We start from the raw sequence: 3,043 nt of genomic DNA on the forward strand, positions 1-3,043 counted from the left end.
GTAAATTCAACGGTGTTCTGGTAGGAGGCAAAAGTGTCCCAGCGAAGCGTCGACAAAGACCGATTGGAGCGCGCAGACCGCGAGGCAAAAGTTGCTAACGCGGCCGAGAGAGAGGCGCGTTATTTGAAAACTGCGCGACTTCGAGAACAACGCCTTGCTGCCGAAGCCAAGGGTCCCCAGGCTTCGAAGAAAGGCCGATCCAGGAGCTAAGGCGCTTAGCCGCCGAGGCTGGCCGTGAGACAGCGACGCCCTTCTGATGGAACATACACCACGCTAATAGTTCTAGCGCGCCGGGCACGCGACGATCCCGGCACATCCTCATTGGGGCGCCCGCCGCTGCCGTCAAGGAGGCCGGCGCAAGGCGCGCTCGACGCGTGAGCGAGGGGAACATCATGAATCCCGAAAAGCCCAGCATTCATGCGCCATCCGCCGAGCTGCTCGCTGCCATGGCTAATGAAAAGCGCCTTCTCGCTCTAATGATTCTTGCTGACGGAGAAATGTCCGTTTCTGATCTGGCGCCGCGATTGGGGCTTAGCAACTCAGCACTCTCCCAGCATCTCGGCATGATGCGAGAATCTGGTCTGGTCACCCGGAGGCAGGAGCGCCATAAAGCGTATTACTCGTGCACAGATCTTGCCCTGAAAGTCCTTGAGCTCCTGGACTGGCTTGTTGAGCGGGAAACTCTGCCTGGCGGCGACCATCATCCATAAAGCCGGACCTTTGGAAGGTTGCGATGTCGGGACTCAAGGCTCGTCACCGGATTGTGGAGATTTGTAAGCTTCGACCCCGCCGCCAGCGATGGCGGCGGGGTTGGATGGTTCGTTCAGTCGTAAACCTTGATGATTTTTCGGGTGCCCGGGTCCACCAGCACCGTGCGGTTGTCGACCACAACGTAGCGATATTTGACGTTGGGGACCTCATGGATCTCAACCGTTTCCGGCAGGGCTGTCCCGACATTCAGTTCCACGCCGGGGAGCTTGACCGACGCCAGGGGCTGCTTCTTCACATATTCGCGGATGACGGTGTCCTGTTCCGGCTGGATGATGATGTCGTCCGCGGCGGCTGAGCCGATCCCAGCCAATAGCAACATCGCTGCTGCGGTGTTCTTTAGAAGCATGTTCATATCTGCACTCCTGTAGGGACGGGCGCAACACGATCATCGTCCCGCGCCGCCCGGCAAGTTGAACATGGAGCCGCCCTAAACGTTCCGCCCTAGGTACTTAGGTCTAGTCCCCTTGGGACCTAAGTCTGGTTCTGGAAACCGCATTGGTCCTGTCAGCGGCAGCGGCTGGAACGCTTGGCTTCCGCGGCTGTTGTCTCTCGAATTTGGAAGAATGCAGATGGATAAAGTGTGGACCAAGCACGCTGGTTGTTCGCGGCTGTGATGGCACTCGTTCTTGGCTGGCCTGTGGTGGATCGGCGCAGCAACGTCCCTTCCGACGCCGAACCCCTGTATCTTTAACCTGCAGTAGGTGACCTGATGTTGCGCGACAAGGAGAGTCGGATCTTAGAGGCAGGCCTGCTGGCGGCGGTGCCTGTTTGTGTGGCGATTACCGCACTGGTCGCCTTGATGACCTTGGCCAGCATATGAATCGGTTCCTTTTCGCAGCCTCCGACTTCCTATCTCGGCCGCCAGGCTTCTATGTCATGCTCGTGGCAATGGTTTTGTGCACCGCCCTGGTGCCTTTTGGACTGACAAATGCGGTCACCTATGCCCTGTCGGTTGCCGCCATCGTGATCACCGGTGTTGTCCTTTTACAAGGCTATCGCGATACCGCCGCCATTCACGCAAAACTCGACGAGATCATCGTTTCACTGAACGAAACCAGGAACGACGTTGTCGGATTGGAGCATGCCGAGCCGGACGAGATCAGGGAGAAGCTTGTAAAACTCGAAGAAGAAGCGTCCCGAACAGTCGGGGCTGCCAGGCGCGAACTTTCGAAAGCAACAGGAGAGAGATCATGAACAATCTCATTTGGCTCGTTGGTGCGGTGGTCGTCGTCTTGGCGATTTTGAGTTTTTTTGGGCTTCGGTAGGCGACGAGCATTTCCGCCGACAACCTGAAGGATCAGGGGGAACTACACTTGGCGTCGCAATTGCTTTCATGAATGACAATCAGCCGCCCCCCGACAAGTTGATATCCGAGCCACCGCCAGATTGGCAGGGCGTGTTTTTTGCCACCGCTGCCCTCGTCTCGTCCTTATGCGCCCTGCTGCTGGCATTTTGGATGTCTGTTTGATCGCTGTCGGAGGGGCCCACTGTCCTATAAAGAGCCAAAAAGGTTTGGCATCAAAGTTGCATTGACAAGTTGGGGCGGATGAAGCCCGCCGCTTCGCAAATGGGGCGGCGGGCTTTCATAAGCTAACCCTCAGAAACGAGCCTTGGCCAGCAATTTACTTGGCGAAGGTCACGCATGTCGACCGGCTGACGCCGCCGGGATGCCTGGGTAAGCGCAATCTGTGGCGCTACCGACGTCTTTCCGCCGTGTGGTGATCTTCTGGTCGGCCGTCCCGTCTGCTTCAGGCTCTTTGCCGGCAAGCATACCAAACTCACCGTTGGATTTTTCCGCTATCAGGTCCCCCCTGCTAGCAATGGCAACTCTTCGATCGGTCTGGGGTTCCTGGACAATCTGGGATCGGTGTCACTCCGCCCAGCTCGTGACGGCGGGAATGGCGCCCCGAAAATATCCGACATTTATCAAGGCCCGGAACAAAGATGGCGCCGGGAGATTGGAGTTCATCGTCCTCCTCAACCAAGGAACCTAAGCATGAGAACCAAACTACGCATGGCATCGCTGTCGATCGCGACCGCAATGACCGCTGTACTGCCTGCCTTGTCAGCAGAGACGGCCCAGGACTTCGTCACGAAGGCCGCGATCGGCGGGATGTTCGAAGTGCAGTCCAGCAAGGTCGCTCAAAGCAAACTCCAGGATCCGACCCTTAAGGATTTCGCGCAGAAGATGATCTCCGACCACGGTGCTGCGAACGCCAAACTCGAGAGTATTGCCGGCGAACAGAAATTGCAGGTGCCCGCCGACCTCGAC

Annotated in this window: 4 protein-coding genes; 3 read left to right on the top strand and 1 reads right to left on the bottom strand. The window is 57.6% G+C overall.

Annotated features, from left to right (window positions below):
* The first annotated feature begins 392 nt into the window (after positions 1–392).
* A complete protein-coding gene (locus EN949_RS34260; protein WP_164755612.1) occupies positions 393–710 on the top strand; it encodes a metalloregulator ArsR/SmtB family transcription factor in 318 nt (105 codons plus the stop codon).
* Positions 711–823: 113 nt separating this feature from the next.
* Here the strand turns inward: EN949_RS34260 and EN949_RS34265 are convergent, their stop codons facing one another.
* Positions 824–1,123 carry a DUF1236 domain-containing protein gene (locus EN949_RS34265; RefSeq protein WP_013525105.1) on the bottom strand — a complete coding sequence of 100 codons (300 nt, stop codon included), beginning with the start codon at positions 1,121–1,123 and terminating at the stop codon, positions 824–826.
* A gap of 464 nt (positions 1,124–1,587) precedes the next feature.
* Between EN949_RS34265 and EN949_RS34275 the strand changes: the two genes are divergently transcribed.
* Entirely contained in the window at positions 1,588–1,965 is a 378-nt protein-coding gene (locus EN949_RS34275) for a low affinity iron permease family protein (RefSeq protein ID WP_063170791.1), read from the top strand.
* Between the two features lie 802 nt (positions 1,966–2,767).
* On the top strand, positions 2,768–3,043 hold a 276-nt coding region (locus EN949_RS34280), incomplete at its 3' end, for a DUF4142 domain-containing protein (RefSeq protein WP_164782647.1).

Source organism: Mesorhizobium sp. M7A.F.Ca.US.007.01.2.1 (genome assembly GCF_003998165.1).
GTDB classification, from domain to species: Bacteria; Pseudomonadota; Alphaproteobacteria; order Rhizobiales; family Rhizobiaceae; genus Mesorhizobium; species Mesorhizobium ciceri.

Coding starts and splice junctions, on each gene's coding strand:
- EN949_RS34260 (WP_164755612.1), top strand. CDS start 393: ATGAATCCCGAAAAGCCCAGCATTCATGCGCCATCCGCCGAGCTGCTC.
- EN949_RS34265 (WP_013525105.1), bottom strand. CDS start 1,123: ATGAACATGCTTCTAAAGAACACCGCAGCAGCGATGTTGCTATTGGCT.
- EN949_RS34275 (WP_063170791.1), top strand. CDS start 1,588: ATGAATCGGTTCCTTTTCGCAGCCTCCGACTTCCTATCTCGGCCGCCA.